This is a genomic window from Lacrimispora brassicae (assembly GCF_054772055.1).
Window position 1 is genome coordinate 1 of record NZ_BRYH01000044.1, and the last position, 15177, is coordinate 15177.

The following is a 15177-nucleotide window of genomic DNA, read 5'->3' on the forward strand; positions in this document are numbered from 1 at the left end:
GCCCTGATGAAGAAAACAGGGATTGACGGGCTTGAAAGCAGGGATATCACGGAGGTTTCGGGCGGTCAGCTCCAGCGGGCCGGCATCTGCCGCGCCCTGATGAATGCGCCGGAGATTCTCTTTGCCGACGAGCCAACCGGAGCACTAAACTCAAAATCGGCGGAGGAAATTATGGGGCTGCTGGTGGACATCAACAAAGAAGGCACAGCCATATTGCTTGTGACCCATGACGCAAAAGTCGCGGCCAGGGCTGACAGGGTTCTGTTTACCAAGGACGGGAAAATCGTTTCCGAACTGCCGCTACAAAAGTTCAGCGGCAAGGATATGGAGGTGAGAGGGGAAAGGGTATTTGCTGGGATGGCGGCTGTGGGTATTTAGATGCGATTGAGAATGGCAAATAACAATAGGCGGCGAGAAAAACCTCTGAACTTTATTGCTTATATCTTGCGAAAACGATAAACGTGCAGCGCGTAACCGTACTACCTTTGGGCAAAAATTCGAACTTGGACAATAATGTATAAATTAGTGAGTGTGAGGTGGTGAGGGAAGAGAGAACTTTCCTAAAAGAATAGGATATTCGTTATTCCGGCAAAAAGTCCAATTTGTTTGTAACCACAGTAGTTTATGAAATAGAGACAAATAGAATAATATCCCGTAATTATGTCACAGAACACTTCAGCTTGCTGCTGGCAAACGGAATATCCATGAAGCAAATCCGGATTTGGCTGGGGCACAGCACCTTCTCAACCACAGCGGATATTTACTCGCATCTGGACTTTCATTCACTCGGCAATCCCTGTTCCATTTCCATATTGTTATCAAAAGTGATTCGGATTTGGTCTGTGGATAAAACAAGCACTGGACCTAGGTCAATACCTTGGACACAAAAAGTTGAACTTATTTATGCTGTTTGTGCATATTGCTACTTGCGTTTTATTTTTACACAGTCTGGCTTATTTGCTACCATATTATAAACCTCATATCCAGCGCATTTAGATACTTTGCAAAAGATTAGATTGCACTATGCGTATATCATCTGCCCATATAAATCAAATTCAATCTTTTTTTAGCGGCGTATTCCAATCAAGATGAAGCGGACTATTCAAGTCATTTTTCATTAGATTGATGACTCTTTCTCGTTGCTGGTAATTTTTCGGTTTTTTCGAATCTACTTTTGGATTATCATGGCTCCAATATTGATAACCATACATATAGCTCTTGATAAAATCATCCCAAGACGAAAAAGCACTTTGAATTCGTTTACTGACAACAATGGTTTTGTCTATATATGTATCCTTATCAATATAGTCAGAAAGATAAAGCCTTGAAAGTATCTCGTTCGCTCTGCTCAAATCCCATCCCAGTATAGCCTTTTCCCCAAAATCTTTATATGCCTCATACAATGTTTGTGAATTAGACTCATCTTTTCTGTCGGTTGTCTGAGATAACTCATTTGTTGAATTAGCTTCGATCATTGCTAAATAATCAGTACTATGCATGCCTTCAACAAGGGCTTCAACGGTTTCTAAACCATTTTCTTTGTTTGTAATATCCCAGTAATTTTTCAATAATTGTTTAGAGACAGTTTTTGAATTAGAATTTTTGAATTGACCTGCAAAAATTTTGTAATGTCCACTATTCATTATGGTAACAATCGCAAATGTACCATTCACAAATCTAAAAGTCGGACTTAAAATGGGCAATTTGGATATTTTCCTTTTATTGTAATTTAAACCAACCAATATAACTGCCATTAAAATAATAGTCAAAATTATTAAAAATAAAATCATACCAAGCATTATTAAAGTTCCTCCAAAATATAAATTACTCTACGAAATACTTGCTCAAATATTTGCAGCAATTTTTTCTTTACTATACCATAAGCAGAATTCAATTGAAAGGAGTTTCTAATGCCCTCACAAGTTTTTTTACTCATCTCAGCGGCCGCCATGATGTTTCTTGTCATCGGCGGTCTTTCACTGCTTGCCCATTACTACACTCTCAACGGCATCAAATCACGCACTGTTGGTGACGGCCAACATGGCACAGCATGCTTTGCCACAAAACAGGAAATCAAAAGCACCTATCAGCACATTCCCTTTAGACCCAAACACTGGCGGCAAGGTAAAGCTCTGCCCACCACCAATCAGCAAGGTCTTATACTCGGTAGCACCGGCAAGAAAACTTTTTGATTTCGGCAACAAAAAAGCGATTGTGTTTTTCAGTTACAAAGAACACAGCCGCTTCAAAATTGTCCCATAGGGTATTGGCTCTATTAAATTGTTACCGGACTGATTCCGACCAAAAACGAGAAACACCTCGATTTCTTGTTAAAAGGCAGTATACATCTATGAAAAATGAGGGTCTTGAATTTTTTATTCAAAACCCTCGCAATGCCGCATAGATACTGGCTTTTTCAGCCCTGCATCTATTTTGACCTAATCTTCTGCTCGAAGTGAAGAGATTCGAATCCACACATTCCTTATTTTTTTGAATATTATATAAGAAGATTGACTGTTTTATACATCTTATAACGTGTTTTAGAGCAATTAAAGCATCATTATACAAAATACAATATGGATATCATAGCTTAATTTTAGTGGTTTCCTTCATAAAATTGGGAATTGAACCCCAATCCTTAAGATCTTCATCCAATCCGCCTACACCATACTCATCTTCTAGTAATTATTTGGGATTGATGGGAAATGTATTTAATTGCATTGATCATCCAAGATAGATTTAATGATTTTCCCAATATTGCTAGTAACTACTCCTTTGCATACAGTAATATCACTATTAAGCTTATTCTCCTGTTCAATAGCTATGAGAACATCGTGTGCTAATTCTCCAATACCACTGTTGCTCTTCGGTCTCATACCAGACTTTTTTCTGAACAGATCTTCGATATATCTTCTGCGATATTGTCCATGCCCAACCCATGAATTCGCAATGATATTTACACAGTCAGGAAGAATCAATTCATCAACAGAATTCTGATAATGTAAAAGTAAAAATAATTCAAAACTTGGATTTGTGACTCCTAATATATTTCTCCTCGAGCCTTCTGCAACAACCTCATTGTAATTTGTATATTGGGTTTCAAAAACATCGGCATCAAATATTACAATCATTTTGTCAAATTTGGAGTCAAACGATATAGAGCCATTTGTTTTTTGCTTATCGGCAAAATCTATAAGTTGCGCTGGGTTTGATAAATTTTCATCTTCATCTGTTTTCTCTAAATACACCAATTTAATGTCTGCATGAATTGATAATTCTTTCCGTATATCTATCAGCTTTTCGAAATACCATTTTTCGGTATTTCGTCCCTCACAAATAAAATAATAATGTCTATAGGGCTCAATTTGAGCATCAGCATTTGTAGAACGGACATTCCAGTTAGTATAAGAACGTATAGGTGCCATGGCTATTCCTCCTTAAAGCTAAACGAAGTAAATAGAGGTATAGCGCCATAGCGGCCTTCCAAATAAGCCTTGCTGAGTTTCTTATCGTATCTTTCTTTAAACTTATCAAGCGAATAAACATGGCTACAGTTATTCTTGTCTCGCTCAACAAACCAAATCTCATCTCTACGAAACAATTCTTGGTCCATTATTGAGGATTCGTGTGTAGTAAAAATAAGCTGCATTTTTTGTTCACGATGAAGTCGATCAAAAAGCTCGATAAACTTTGAAGTTAACTTCGGGTGTAAACTGCGTTCCATCTCATCAATTACATATACCTTGTTATATGCCTTGTTTAATAGCATGTCTAAAAGCTCAAATAAGCGTCTGGTGCCATCCGATTCTTCCTTAAACTTATAGCTGTAAAATGATTTGCCATGCCTTAATTTAATGGTAGTAATTTCAGGCTCCTTACCTTTTCTAAATTCTATGTTGAAAAAACTATGATTTGAACGCATTGATACTTTGAAATCACGTGTACTTTCAATTTCCGATTTTTCTTTCAGGTACTTCAGCACATCATCAAATAGTGTTTCTGGCAGTTCTTGGCGCAGTTCGTCCATAGAAATTTGATCAATCTCAACTTCTGTAATTCCAGTATCAAAGGTTTTGATTAATTCATTAATTGCCGAAAGAGATGCTTCATCATAGTAATACTCGAAGCTTGCAAGAGATGTCTGTGGCGTGCAGACAGTTAACCCATTACTTATCCAATCAAACACTTCCTTGAAAAAACGAAGTTTTGAGTTCTCGGCATATTTTTTCCCGCGATTCATAACAGTCAAAAAAAGTAAATCTGAAGTTTCTTCAAAATCTTCAAGATAAGTCTGCATTTTTGCAGTATCTACAGACTCCAACTTTAAGTCACTACCAAGCGTAGGCTTTTTTCCCATTTCTCTTTCAAATAATGTTTTTGATGAACCATTTTGGTAAAGCTCATAGAGCCATTCGGAGTTAATTGTTCGTTCGCTGAGAATTAAAGTAAAACCATATGCGTAAAATTTATCATTGATTGTAAACTGAATTTCAAACATACTGGGGCGTAATGAATTGCTTTCTGTTGCTTTACAAAACATTGTTGTAGCTTCAACTGGAATTGCCTTACTTACACAATATTTAATAAATTTAAATGATTCAATCAAATTAGATTTTCCAGCAGCGTTTGCACCATAAATCACAGCGTATTTAAGCAACGGAGTACTTTTAATATTAACTTTATGTTCTACTTTTTTACGCGTTTTATTTGACGGAATCATTGTCAGTTCAGTTTCAGTCTCAAAAGACAAAAAGTTATCTATTATCAATTTCACTAACATATCAATACCTCCAATCTGGTAATATATATTATACTGCTAGCACAGCACCCTGTCAATTATTAATATCTATATTTAGAGATTTTTTCTCCTAATCTTGTATTTAAAATGCAATAAGCACACTTTAGCCTTAAATTATGTCGAAATAAACAATATTATACACATCTATCGAATAATGATAAATAGGGGCAATCCCGACAGTTTGCTTATTTCTCTGTAAGTGCGTCAGCATGTCTTTTCCTTTCCAGAAAACAAGAAAGCCGGAGAGTAGTGTGTATTTTCTTACTTCGCTTCTCCGGCTTCAATGATTATTCTCTTATTTTGTTGGTTGAGAATATATATAAAGCGCCGCTTCCGTTTCGGCATTTCTGCCGTGTCGGAAAGGGCGCTGTCGGTACTCATTTATTTTTGTTTCTGCCATAAAGCACTGTGTGTGCGGGTTCAAATCCATGGACTTATCCAAACCACCCCTATGATATCCATGAAATCGCACTCTTTTTTGACGGGCATTTTGAGGGTGAAAAAGCCCGGAAATAGCGGATGTCCTGCGGTTTTCACCGCAGGACATCCATTTCTGACATTAATTATGACGGAGAAGGTGGGATTCGAACCCACGTGCCCTTGCGGACAACCGCATTTCGAGTGCGGCTCGTTATGACCACTTCGATACTTCTCCATATTTTATTTTAATACACACAGCCTTTCGTAAAAGTCAAGGCAAAGTGCAGAAAAACCGTAGAAATCGCTAAAAAGCTAAAAGTACAAAATTCCGTAAACCCAAGGGTTCCCCGCATTTTCAAAGCATCTGACCGAGCGGATTTCCAGTCAATCTAGTTATGACCGCTTCAATACGTCTCCCAATATATACCGACCGAAAGCCTCCCGGAAAAATGAGAGAACATAAGGAGAGAACTCAACAAAATTATTCAATTAGAACCAACAGAAAACCGCAAAAGTTCAACCTTAACGCGCTTCCTGCGATACTTTGTCCTTAAACAAAAGATGAACGATACAATTATACACGAAAAATACGGTTTTGGGTAGTACTTTCAGTGAAATTTTTGTATTTTCCCCGTATAAGCTCCTATACTATGGAAATAATAGAAATGTATATGAAAAAGTACATATTTTTTCTAAAAAGTACATTTGTTTTTGTTGAAAAGAGAGATGAAATGATGGGGATCAAGGCAAGGGGGTGCTTAAAGTGAGGCATATGAAACACACATTTTCCACAGTAGAAGAGCTGGTTGCATTTGTGGTAAGAGCAGAAAAATGTAACTGTGATGTTAAAGTCGTTTATAATCAATTGGTTATTGACGGCAAATCATTGATGGGAATTATGATCATCGGCATTGGAAAACAGGTGGAAATCATTTGCTATAATGCGGCAGTTTCCCCTGAGGAATTAGTAGGCCATGCAGCTTGAACACCAGACATAAATAGAACAAACAGATTGGTCCCCGCTTTTTATGGCAGAAAGCGGGGATCAGCTTTTTCCCCGCCGTCTTTCAAGGCTGAACCCCGATAAAGTGTCATCAATGACAAGGGAGAAAGTTCTGGTGGAAGGCATGGTCTTCCATGGAAGCGAGGCTGAGGGGCAGAAGGTTTCTGAGATCCAGTGGCCCAGAACCTGCCTTTTGGTATCCTTAATGAGAGGAGAGGCTGAGTTTGTTCCAAGAGGGGAAACGAAATTTGCGGCAGGAGAAAAATCGCAGTTCTGTGTGATGAAACCGTACAGGGAGAGCTTCACCGGGTACTGCAGGCGGAGTGCGAGACTGTAAAGATGGGCACAAGGTTTAAATATATAGGGTGAATGGCATGTTTTCGGTTGACTTTTCCATAAAAAAAGACGTAAACTTAAGGAAATGGAAAATCAGGAGTCAAGACATGAAAAATCAGGTAGAAGAAAGCCGTGACGAACTGGAGCGCCGCCGCCGTGCCAGGGACCGGCGGAAGAAGCAGAAGAAGAAGCAGAAAAGAAAGAGGCAACTTTACATAGGGGCTGAGGTTCTTGCGCTGGCTGTTGTTTTAGCTGGAGTATTATGGATCATGAGCCTGTTGTTTGCAAGAAATTACGTAGATTTAAAGAGGATTCCCATGCCGGAATGGGTTGAACAGGATTTTCTTGATCCCAATCCTTATTCAAGACCGGGAACGGAAATGAAGCGGGTGGATGAAATCGTGATTCATTATGTGGCGAATCCAGGGACAACGGCAAAGCAGAACATGAATTATTTCAACAGCCTGAAAGATCAGACAGGAATTAAGAAAATTTCAGCCAGCAGCCATTTTATCATAGGGCTGGAGGGAGAGATCCTTCAGGGGATCCCCATTTATGAGATGGCTTATTCCACATCAAAGGAAAAGAATGTGGACACGGTTTCCATCGAATGCTGCCACCTGGATGAGACAGGAAGGTTCAATGAAGCAACCTACGATTCCCTGGTAAAGCTGACGGCCTGGCTCTGCAAAAACCTGGGGCTTACGGAAAAGGATGTCATAAGGCATTACGATGCCACGGGAAAGGACTGTCCAAGGTATTTTGTGGCCCATGAGGATGAGTGGAAAAAGTTTCTTTCAGATGTGAAGGCGGCCAGAAAGCAGCCGGATGAAGGGGAAAGATAAAAAAAGGGAACCTCCAGTAGGCCCTATATAGGCTTATTGGAGGTTCCCTTATGGATATCTTTATTCATCCCCGAATAATTCACGGTCTATGATCCTTACGGCATCTGCGATGCAGTCGTCGCAGGAACGGAGGATATTTCCAGTCTCCATGCCTTTTAGGTCCTTACAGACCACGCTTCCGTTCTGTTCCTTAAAGTCTGAAAGGCATTTTTTAGATGCTTCGTGGGAGGTCCGCTTGGAATCCGGCTTATGAAGACGGACAGAGCTGTTCTTTAACCCGGAAAGTATGGCGGCGGCCCCAATGGCCCCGCAGGTACCTTCCATGCCGCCCATACCAAGACCCATGCCTTCTGTAAAGCGGAACATGGTCTCTTCGTCAATTCCAGTTTTATCACAGAATACACAGGATACAGCCTGTGCACAATTATATCCTTTTGCATGTTTGTTAAATGCTTCTTCCACTCTTTTTGCTGTTGTGTCTGACATGTAATGATTCCTCCTGAGGTTATTGTTATCCACTAGACTGTCCGCCTAAGCTTCGGCCCGGGCAGAGAGTAAGCGAAATTTATTAAATATTATGTGAAACAGAAATCCGCCCAAACAGGTGGCAAACAAATAGACGGTATTTCCTGCGGATATTCCGTATTTTAACGCAATTTCATGAAAAACGATCTGGGCCGATGGGTAATAGGGCGAAATATAGAACATATCCGCCTGCCCCAGAGGCTTTGCTGTCCGGTTGATAATGGAGGCAATGATGATGCAGATGAAAAACAGGGGAAGTGTCCGCACAAACCCTAAAATCGTGGTATCGGAATGGCGGGAAAATGCGATGACCAGCCCTATAAAAATCAAGACCAGGTGCCAGACCAGGCCGTGAAGGGTCAGAAACCAGTAAGGATGAAAAAGCCCTGAGGGTTCTGCCAATGCCATGACGCCACCTAAAAGGTTGAAATCCTGCATAAAGGTACAGAGAATTCTTTGCCCGTCCTTAGAAGGGACAAGGGGCAGGATGAGGCAGAAATACATGGGAAGGCTGCATAGCTGGAATGGAAAATACCACCAGTTGTAGGTCTGTTCATTTACCACATAATATAAAAAAAGCTGTTTCCAGCATTCGGTGGCGGCCAGAAGAATGCCGCAGAAAAAAAGCAGCAGGGGAAGCCTGGAGCTTTTTATTTTTCTGGAAGTATAGTAAGCCAGAAAAACCACAGCCACCAGCCCTATGGCAATAAATATGATGTGAAACAGGGAATAAGGGGCCGGGGGATTCATGGGCCACGCTGTTTTTTCAAGGAAATCCTTCATAAGCCATTACCTTCATTTCTTTCATGCTTCCGATTAAGGTATATGATCGGAAGCAAAAAGCATTTCCGATCATCGGATTGATGGGCTAAAAAGCAGTCCTTTTATGGAAACTTGCTTTGCATGTTCTCATAAGCCATATTATATAGGATTGCCTGAAAACATGCAAGATAAATGGAAATGCCTGCGAAAAATAAGAATCTTCTTCATATTAAGTACTTGATTAATTCCGAAAATGCTATATAATGTATAACTGATACTTTATTTAATAATTATGCATGTTTGTGCATATAGGAGGAGGAATCATTATGAAAAAGAATGTAATTGCAATGGCAGGAGTTGTATGTATGGCAGCTTTATTAACTGCCTGCGCCGGTTCCGGAACAAAGACAGAGACAACTGCAGCAGGCCAGAAGGAAGCTGCCGGAAAGCTGGTTATGGTGACCAACGCAGAATTTCCGCCCTATGAATATCATGATAATAACCAGATCGTTGGAATTGATGCGGATATTGCAAAGGCAATCGCTGATAAGATGGGGGTGGAACTGGAAATCCAGGACATGGCTTTTGATTCTCTGATCCCGGCTGTTCAGTCCGGCAAGGCAGACTTTACTGCGGCCGGTATGACCGTCAATGAGGACCGTAAGAAAAATGTTGATTTTACCGATACCTATGCAGAAGCTGCTCAGGTCATTATTGTTAAAGAAGGAAGCGAGATCAAAACACCGGATGATTTAGCAGGTAAGAAGATCGGCGTACAGACCGGAACAACCGGCGATATTTACGCAGATGATATTGAAAATGCGGACATCCAGCGTTTTAATAAAGGAATGGAAGCAGTTATGTCCCTTTCTCAGGATAAAATTGATGCGGTTATTATTGACCGTGAGCCTGCAAAAGTGTTTGTGAAGGAAAATGCCGGCTTAGTGATCCTTGACGAGGCATTTACTGAGGAAGAATATGCCATTGCCATTAAAAAGGGCAACACAGAGCTGTTGGATAAGATGAACGGAGCCATCAAGGAACTAAAGGAATCCGGTGAATTAAAGAAGATCGTGGATAAATACATCACCGCGGAATAATAAAAAAGGAAGAGTGCCATGTGGGAAAAGCTAAGAGATGATTTTTATCAGAATTTTATCGTGGATGACCGTTGGAAATACATTACCGGCGGCCTGCAAAACACGTTAAAGATCACGTTTTTTGCAGTTTTGATCGGTATTTTATTGGGATTTCTGGTTGCCATCATACGATCAACTTATGAAAATACCCATAAGCTGAAAATACTAAATGCAGTCTGCAGCGTTTATCTGACGGTGATCCGCGGTACGCCGGTGGTTGTACAGCTTATGATCATGTATTTTGTCATCTTTTCATTCAGTGATCCAGGCCAGGTGCCTACGGCGATTCTGGCGTTCGGAATCAACTCTGGCGCCTACGTGGCGGAAATCTTCCGGAGTGGTATCAGTTCCATTGAAAGAGGGCAGTTTGAGGCGGGCCGCAGCCTGGGTCTTAATTACGCCCAGACCATGTGGTTCATCATCATGCCCCAGGCCTTTAAAAATGTGGTCCCTACTCTTGCCAATGAGTTTATTGTTCTTTTAAAGGAGACTTCTGTGGCAGGATACATAGGGCTGCAGGATTTGACAAAGGGCGGCGATATCATTAAGAGCCGTACCTATTCTGCGTTCATGCCTCTGATTGCAGTGGCCATCATTTATCTGGTTATGGTTATGGTATTTTCATATCTCGTAAAATCACTGGAGAGGAGGCTGCACAGAAGTGAGCATTAATAGAATGGAAGAACCCCTGATCCAGGTACAGAATCTGGGGAAGAAATTTGGAGACGTAGAAGTACTTAAGGACATTTCCGTTGATATTTACAAAGGGGATGTGGTATGTGTCATCGGGCCTTCCGGTTCCGGAAAGAGTACGTTTCTCCGCTGCTTAAACCGTCTGGAGGAGCCCAGCGGGGGACATATCCTGTTTGAGGGCGTGGACATTGTGGACAAAAAGACCAACATTGACAAGCATCGCCAGAAAATGGGGATGGTGTTCCAGCAGTTTAACTTATTCCCCCACATGACGATTTTAAAGAATTTGACCCTTGCACCCATAAAACTCCAGGGGCGCAGCAGGCAGGAAGCGGAAGCCCAGGCAATAGAACTGCTTCATAAAGTAGGTCTTGCCGACAGGGCAGAATCCTACCCCAATCAATTATCCGGCGGGCAGAAGCAGCGAATCGCCATTGTCCGTGCCCTGTGCATGAATCCGGATGTGATGCTGTTTGACGAACCCACCTCTGCTCTTGATCCTGAGATGGTAGGAGAGGTGTTAAATGTTATGCGGGAGCTGGCCGAGGAACGGATGACCATGGTGGTGGTCACTCATGAAATGGGCTTTGCCAAAGAAGTGGCGACCCGGGTCATGTTCATGGACGGCGGTTATTTCCTGGAAGAAAACGAACCAAATGAATTCTTTTCCAACCCTAAAAATGACAGACTGAAACTGTTTTTAAGCAAGGTGCTTTAATATAACAGCGCCCCTGGTGATTTTATGACCAGGGGCGCTGTTATATTAAAGGATTTTTCCCATATAGTATTCATCAACATACGTTCCGTTTACCAACAGGGATTTTTCTTTCGTTCCTTCGATCTTAAATCCCATTCTCTTATATAAACGTATTGCTGCTTCATTATGGGTCATTACTGTCAACTCCAGTCTTGTGACTTGATGTTCCAGCGCCCATTTTTCCAGCTCCTTAAAAAGCTTTTCTCCCAATCCCTTTCCTCTGTAATCCTTTAATATCCCGGTCACAATATAAGCCCTGTGCCGGATCCTGGCTGCAGTGCCTCTTGAAGCCGATAAAAAGCCTGCGATGCGTTCCTCATCCTCAAGGATCAATGTCAGGGATCCTGAAGGGCCCATGTTTCTGATATTTGCCTGCATGTCCTCTACGGTGGTCATCCGTTCTCCTGGCTCAAGCATCATAAAACTTGTTTCCCTGTCTAACTGTTTCAGCATATCTAAAAAACTACGTGAATCACCTGTATTAACTGGTCTTATAATCATAGGTCCGCCTCCAGTGTATTTTTTCAGTTAATTCCATTATATATGATGGATAGGGGATTTGCAAATACGGAAAGAATTAAATGCAAAGGCGTTTCTGCCCAGCTATGGCGTTGGTCCGGGCAATGTGCAGGGCTGAAAGCAAGGATCTGATCTTCAGCCGGATTGGTTATTGAAATAGCGGATATGGTATGTTATAATAATCAAATATCAGTCCAGAGAGAAAGAGAGCACAGCAGGACAACTAAAAGGTTGTCTTTTGGGTGCGCTTTTTTTTGTGGGCTGAAAGATGGGATCTTATTTGATGCCATTATTTTACAGGGGGGTTAAAAATCATGTATCAAACAATCATCATAGAAGATGACCCTATCGTTGCTTCTATTAATCGCCATTATGTAGAATTAAACAAAGATATGGAAGTGTGCGGTTGTTTTTCTAATGGACAGGATGCTCTTAACTATCTGGAGGGGCATTCCGTGGATTTGGCCATTACGGAGCTGTATATGCCGAAAATGGATGGAATGGAGCTTTTGCGGGAGATTCGGAGACAGGAGAAGGATCTGGATGTCATAGTAGTGAGTTCCGCCAATGACGTAAAGCATGTGAAGAAGTTTCTTTCACTTGGAATTATCGATTATCTGATAAAGCCATTTGAATATACCAGGTTTAGCCATGCTTTGGAGAAGTTCGCGAAAAATCAGGAACTGCTGAAACCGCGCAATTTCTCCCAGTCCCAGTTAGATAAGCTGTTTCACTTTTCTTCTCTGCCCCAGGCAGAAGAAAACAGCAAGGGAATCCAGGAAGCTACTTTAAACAGCATATTGGATTATATGAAAATGAACCAGTTAAATCCGCTGACAAGCGAGAAAATCGCCAAAGAGGTCCAGTTGTCCAGTGTGACTGTGAGAAGGTACATGAACTATCTGCTGGAAAAACAGAGGGTTGTCAGTGACATTGATTATAATACAGGGGGAAGGCCCGGTGTTGTCTACCGCTACATAAAAGAAGAGGATAGCCTGGCAGAATAAGAAAAGCGCCGGAAACACTGTGTAAGTGTTCCGGCCTTTTCCTTTTTTTATGGTCACATTAGCAGGATTGTAAAGGAATAATTATGCCCAGGGGATCGCGCTGTAGAGAAGTACTGCAGCAAAGGCGCCCATCAGGGGCCCGAAAATCACGATGGGAGCGTATTTCCAGTTGGAACTGCCTTTATCCTTGATGGGAAGAACTGCGTGAGCAAGGCGGGGGCCTAAGTCTCTGGCAGGATTGATGGCGTATCCGGTTAAGCCTCCAAGGGACATACCGATGGAAACGATGATCCCAAACACCAGAAGGTTATTGACTCCAGCAGGAACATTTCCTGCCTGCCCCATGCCTTTAATGGCAAATACCAGAACAAAAGTTCCTATGGTTTCACTTAAAAGGTTGCGGCCGGTGTTGGGAATCGCAGGTGAAGTGCAGAAAACGCCCCTTTTCGTGTCCTGGCTCTCTGTTGCGTCAAGCTGATCCTTAAACAATAAGTAAACCAGGACGGCGCCGGTAAATGCTCCTGCAAACTGTGCGGTCACATATCCCGGAACAAAATCCCATGGAAAGCTTCCGTCCGCGGCCAGGGCAATGGTAATCGCCGGATTGAAATGTGAACCGGAGGCTGCGCCGAAGATAAATGCGGGAATCATAACTGCTAATCCCCATGCAAGGGTGACCTGGACGGATCCTCCTCCCTTCATACCGGACTTATCCAGGTTCACGTTGGCGACCACACCTTCCCCCAGCAAAATCATAATCATAGTTCCTAAGAATTCCGCTAAATACATTAACATACTTTTCCTCCCCAAATCTTTTATTTCATCTTCTAATCTTCTTTTGCCCAATCAAAGGAATATTTCACAGCCCTGTACCAGCCATTGATCCTTTTCGTACGTTCTTCCCCGCAGATGGCAGGTTCAAAGGTCCTGTCAATGGCCCAGTTCTTTATGACATCTTCCTTGTTTGCCCAATATCCTACTGCCAGGCCTGCCAGATAGGCGGCACCCATAGCAGTAGTCTCCACACATTGGGGGCGGTTTACGGGTGCGTTGATGATATCTGCCTGTGTCTGCATGAGATAATTGTTGGCGCTGGCTCCTCCGTCAACCTTAAGAGATGCCAGTTCGATTCCAGAATCCGACCTCATTGCCTGGAGTACGTCATTTACCTGATAGGCCAGGGAATCCAGGGTGGCGCGGATGATGTGGTACTTGTTCACGCCCCGGGTGATTCCCACCACAGTGCCTCTGGCGTACTGATCCCAGTGGGGAGCCCCCAGCCCTGTAAATGCAGGTACTACGTAACAGCCGTTGGTGTCCTTTACCTTGCGGGCCATATATTCGGAATCCTGAGCGGAATCAATGAATTTCAGTTCGTCCCGAAGCCACTGGACGGCGGCTCCTGCTACGAAGATGGAGCCCTCCAGGGCATAATTCACTTTTCCATCCAGCCCCCAGGCAATGGTAGTCACCAGGCCGTTGCTGGAGAATACAGGCTTTTCTCCGGTGTTCATCAGTAAGAAGCACCCGGTTCCATATGTATTTTTAGCTTCACCGGCGGTAAAACAGGTCTGCCCGAAAAGGGCTGCCTGCTGGTCCCCTGCGGCGCCGCTGACCGGAATAGGACCGCCAAAGAACTGAGAGTCCGATTCTCCGTATATACAGCTTGAGGGCTTTACCTGGGGAAGCAGGGATCTTGGAATGTCAAGTTCCGAAAGAATGTCATTGTCCCACTCTAAGGTATTGATATTAAACATCATGGTCCGGGAAGCGTTGGAGTAATCGGTTACGTGAACCCGTCCTTTCGTCAGCTTCCAAATCAGCCATGTTTCTACGGTTCCGAATAAGAGTTCCCCTCTTTCCGCCCTTTCTCTTGCGCCCTCTACGTTGTCCAGGATCCATTTTAATTTGGTTCCCGAAAAATAAGCGTCAATGACCAGTCCGGTTTTGGAGCGGAAGGTGTCCACCAATCCTTTTGCCTTTAAGGAGTCACAGTATTCGGAAGTTCTGCGGCATTGCCATACGATTGCGTGATAGACGGGATCGCCGGTTTTCTTATCCCATACGACAGTAGTTTCTCTCTGATTGGTGATGCCGATGGCAGAAATGTCTTCTGCAGAAGCACCAATTTTGGACATGGTTTCCACTGCAACCCCCAATTGCGTGGACCAAATCTCATTTGCATCGTGCTCCACCCAGCCGGGTTTTGGAAAATACTGGGTAAATTCCTTTTGAGCAACGCTGCAGATTTCCCCTTTTTCATTGAACAGAATACAACGGTTACTTGTTGTGCCCGCATCCAATGCCATTACATACTTTGCCATAAAAAATCTCCTTCTCCTCTTTATTTTTAGTCAAATCAAGCAGCCAAGC

17 protein-coding genes and 1 tRNA gene are annotated in these 15177 nt (G+C 42.5%); 9 read left to right on the top strand and 9 right to left on the bottom strand.

The annotated features are described in order from the left end of the window. On the top strand, nucleotides 1-378 hold a 378-nt coding region (locus ACYVD3_RS19690; RefSeq protein WP_460644194.1), incomplete at its 5' end, for an ATP-binding cassette domain-containing protein. A 677-nt stretch (nucleotides 379-1055) separates the two neighbouring features. Here the strand turns inward: ACYVD3_RS19690 and ACYVD3_RS19695 are convergent. Continuing rightward, complete coding sequence (locus ACYVD3_RS19695; RefSeq protein WP_460644195.1) at nucleotides 1056-1799, bottom strand: DUF1266 domain-containing protein; 744 nt, start codon at nucleotides 1797-1799, stop codon at nucleotides 1056-1058. Between the two features lie 111 nt (nucleotides 1800-1910). Here ACYVD3_RS19695 and ACYVD3_RS19700 point away from each other — a divergent pair, with 111 nt between their 5' ends. After that, the gene (locus ACYVD3_RS19700; RefSeq protein ID WP_460644196.1) at nucleotides 1911-2192 is read left to right on the top strand and encodes a hypothetical protein; all 282 of its coding nucleotides are present in this window, start codon (nucleotides 1911-1913) and stop codon (nucleotides 2190-2192) included. A 519-nt stretch (nucleotides 2193-2711) separates the two neighbouring features. Here ACYVD3_RS19700 and ACYVD3_RS19705 read toward each other — a convergent pair. The 3 genes from ACYVD3_RS19705 to ACYVD3_RS19715 form a co-directional block, all read right to left on the bottom strand. Continuing rightward, entirely contained in the window at nucleotides 2712-3425 is a 714-nt protein-coding gene (locus ACYVD3_RS19705) for an RloB family protein (protein WP_460644197.1), read from the bottom strand. Between the two features lie 2 nt (nucleotides 3426-3427). Then, nucleotides 3428-4780 carry an AAA family ATPase gene (locus ACYVD3_RS19710; RefSeq protein WP_460644198.1) on the bottom strand — a complete coding sequence of 451 codons (1353 nt, stop codon included), beginning with the start codon at nucleotides 4778-4780 and terminating at the stop codon, nucleotides 3428-3430. A gap of 587 nt (nucleotides 4781-5367) precedes the next feature. Then, nucleotides 5368-5453: transfer RNA gene (locus ACYVD3_RS19715), tRNA-Ser, on the bottom strand. Nucleotides 5454-5990: 537 nt separating this feature from the next. Between ACYVD3_RS19715 and ACYVD3_RS19720 the strand changes: the two genes are divergently transcribed. From ACYVD3_RS19720 to ACYVD3_RS19730, 3 genes are all read left to right on the top strand, one after another. Continuing rightward, nucleotides 5991-6203: an HPr family phosphocarrier protein gene (locus tag ACYVD3_RS19720; RefSeq protein WP_460644357.1), complete on the top strand. Its 213-nt coding sequence runs from the start codon at nucleotides 5991-5993 to the stop codon at nucleotides 6201-6203. A gap of 112 nt (nucleotides 6204-6315) precedes the next feature. After that, a complete protein-coding gene (locus ACYVD3_RS19725) occupies nucleotides 6316-6558 on the top strand; it encodes a TrkA C-terminal domain-containing protein (protein ID WP_460644199.1) in 243 nt (80 codons plus the stop codon). 106 nt (nucleotides 6559-6664) lie between these two features. Beyond that, complete coding sequence (locus ACYVD3_RS19730) at nucleotides 6665-7402, top strand: peptidoglycan recognition protein family protein (protein ID WP_460644200.1); 738 nt, start codon at nucleotides 6665-6667, stop codon at nucleotides 7400-7402. A gap of 60 nt (nucleotides 7403-7462) precedes the next feature. On the opposite strand, the gene ACYVD3_RS19735 is transcribed toward ACYVD3_RS19730, so the two are convergent. Continuing rightward, entirely contained in the window at nucleotides 7463-7888 is a 426-nt protein-coding gene (locus ACYVD3_RS19735) for a C-GCAxxG-C-C family protein (protein ID WP_460644201.1), read from the bottom strand. 45 nt (nucleotides 7889-7933) lie between these two features. After that, a complete protein-coding gene (locus ACYVD3_RS19740) occupies nucleotides 7934-8710 on the bottom strand; it encodes a TMEM164 family acyltransferase (RefSeq protein WP_460644202.1) in 777 nt (258 codons plus the stop codon). Nucleotides 8711-9015: 305 nt separating this feature from the next. Here ACYVD3_RS19740 and ACYVD3_RS19745 point away from each other — a divergent pair, with 305 nt between their 5' ends. The 3 genes from ACYVD3_RS19745 to ACYVD3_RS19755 are packed head-to-tail and all read left to right on the top strand — an operon-like array spanning nucleotide 9016 to nucleotide 11239. After that, complete coding sequence (locus tag ACYVD3_RS19745; protein ID WP_460644203.1) at nucleotides 9016-9789, top strand: basic amino acid ABC transporter substrate-binding protein; 774 nt, start codon at nucleotides 9016-9018, stop codon at nucleotides 9787-9789. An 18-nt stretch (nucleotides 9790-9807) separates the two neighbouring features. Further along, nucleotides 9808-10500 (top strand): amino acid ABC transporter permease, encoded by a 693-nt coding sequence (locus ACYVD3_RS19750; protein WP_460644204.1) that lies wholly within the window; start codon nucleotides 9808-9810, stop codon nucleotides 10498-10500. Nucleotides 10501-10504: 4 nt separating this feature from the next. Beyond that, the gene (locus ACYVD3_RS19755) at nucleotides 10505-11239 is read left to right on the top strand and encodes an amino acid ABC transporter ATP-binding protein (RefSeq protein ID WP_460644358.1); all 735 of its coding nucleotides are present in this window, start codon (nucleotides 10505-10507) and stop codon (nucleotides 11237-11239) included. Nucleotides 11240-11284: 45 nt separating this feature from the next. On the opposite strand, the gene ACYVD3_RS19760 is transcribed toward ACYVD3_RS19755, so the two are convergent. After that, the gene (locus tag ACYVD3_RS19760) at nucleotides 11285-11779 is read right to left on the bottom strand and encodes a GNAT family N-acetyltransferase (protein WP_460644205.1); all 495 of its coding nucleotides are present in this window, start codon (nucleotides 11777-11779) and stop codon (nucleotides 11285-11287) included. Between the two features lie 332 nt (nucleotides 11780-12111). On the opposite strand from ACYVD3_RS19760, the gene ACYVD3_RS19765 reads away from it, so the two are divergent. Next, entirely contained in the window at nucleotides 12112-12804 is a 693-nt protein-coding gene (locus ACYVD3_RS19765; protein ID WP_460644206.1) for a response regulator, read from the top strand. Nucleotides 12805-12885: 81 nt separating this feature from the next. Here ACYVD3_RS19765 and ACYVD3_RS19770 read toward each other — a convergent pair whose 3' ends face one another. Together ACYVD3_RS19770 and glpK are read right to left on the bottom strand one after the other, a co-directional pair. Then, on the bottom strand, nucleotides 12886-13599 hold the full coding sequence (locus ACYVD3_RS19770; RefSeq protein WP_460644207.1) for an MIP/aquaporin family protein: 714 nt from the start codon (nucleotides 13597-13599) through the stop codon (nucleotides 12886-12888). 32 nt (nucleotides 13600-13631) lie between these two features. After that, nucleotides 13632-15128 (bottom strand): glycerol kinase GlpK, encoded by a 1497-nt coding sequence (glpK, locus tag ACYVD3_RS19775; RefSeq protein WP_460644208.1) that lies wholly within the window; start codon nucleotides 15126-15128, stop codon nucleotides 13632-13634. Between the last annotated feature and the right edge of the window lie 49 nt (nucleotides 15129-15177).

Coding starts and splice junctions, on each gene's coding strand:
- ACYVD3_RS19695 (WP_460644195.1), bottom strand. CDS start 1,799: ATGCTTGGTATGATTTTATTTTTAATAATTTTGACTATTATTTTAATG.
- ACYVD3_RS19700 (WP_460644196.1), top strand. CDS start 1,911: ATGCCCTCACAAGTTTTTTTACTCATCTCAGCGGCCGCCATGATGTTT.
- ACYVD3_RS19705 (WP_460644197.1), bottom strand. CDS start 3,425: ATGGCACCTATACGTTCTTATACTAACTGGAATGTCCGTTCTACAAAT.
- ACYVD3_RS19710 (WP_460644198.1), bottom strand. CDS start 4,780: ATGTTAGTGAAATTGATAATAGATAACTTTTTGTCTTTTGAGACTGAA.
- ACYVD3_RS19720 (WP_460644357.1), top strand. CDS start 5,991: ATGAAACACACATTTTCCACAGTAGAAGAGCTGGTTGCATTTGTGGTA.
- ACYVD3_RS19725 (WP_460644199.1), top strand. CDS start 6,316: ATGACAAGGGAGAAAGTTCTGGTGGAAGGCATGGTCTTCCATGGAAGC.
- ACYVD3_RS19730 (WP_460644200.1), top strand. CDS start 6,665: ATGAAAAATCAGGTAGAAGAAAGCCGTGACGAACTGGAGCGCCGCCGC.
- ACYVD3_RS19735 (WP_460644201.1), bottom strand. CDS start 7,888: ATGTCAGACACAACAGCAAAAAGAGTGGAAGAAGCATTTAACAAACAT.
- ACYVD3_RS19740 (WP_460644202.1), bottom strand. CDS start 8,710: ATGAAGGATTTCCTTGAAAAAACAGCGTGGCCCATGAATCCCCCGGCC.
- ACYVD3_RS19745 (WP_460644203.1), top strand. CDS start 9,016: ATGAAAAAGAATGTAATTGCAATGGCAGGAGTTGTATGTATGGCAGCT.
- ACYVD3_RS19750 (WP_460644204.1), top strand. CDS start 9,808: ATGTGGGAAAAGCTAAGAGATGATTTTTATCAGAATTTTATCGTGGAT.
- ACYVD3_RS19755 (WP_460644358.1), top strand. CDS start 10,505: ATGGAAGAACCCCTGATCCAGGTACAGAATCTGGGGAAGAAATTTGGA.
- ACYVD3_RS19760 (WP_460644205.1), bottom strand. CDS start 11,779: ATGATTATAAGACCAGTTAATACAGGTGATTCACGTAGTTTTTTAGAT.
- ACYVD3_RS19765 (WP_460644206.1), top strand. CDS start 12,112: ATGTATCAAACAATCATCATAGAAGATGACCCTATCGTTGCTTCTATT.
- ACYVD3_RS19770 (WP_460644207.1), bottom strand. CDS start 13,599: ATGTTAATGTATTTAGCGGAATTCTTAGGAACTATGATTATGATTTTG.
- glpK (WP_460644208.1), bottom strand. CDS start 15,128: ATGGCAAAGTATGTAATGGCATTGGATGCGGGCACAACAAGTAACCGT.